General features: G+C 49.2%; 1 rRNA gene. It reads left to right on the forward strand.

Annotated elements, in window-relative coordinates:
- Positions 1-116: 116 nt before the first annotated feature.
- A 23S ribosomal RNA gene (locus OGX75_RS00015) occupies positions 117-252 on the forward strand; the annotation flags it as partial.

Consider the following 252-nt stretch of genomic DNA (forward strand, 5'->3'; position numbering starts at 1 on the left):
TTTGCTCTTTAAAAATCTGGATCAAGCTGAAAATTGAAACGACACACGTAAAGTGTGTATGAGTCTCTCAAATTTTCGCAACGCGAAGTGTTTCACGAAACATCTTCGGGTTGTGAGGTTAAGCGACCAAGCGTACACGGTGGATGCCCTGGCAGTCAGAGGCGATGAAGGACGTGCTAATCTGCGAAAAGCGCCGGCGAGGTGATATGAACCCTTGACCCGGCGATGTCCGAATGGGGAAACCCAGTGTGA

The organism is Citrobacter sp. CK199, from assembly GCF_030333285.1.
GTDB classification, from domain to species: domain Bacteria; phylum Pseudomonadota; class Gammaproteobacteria; order Enterobacterales; family Enterobacteriaceae; genus Citrobacter_B; species Citrobacter_B koseri.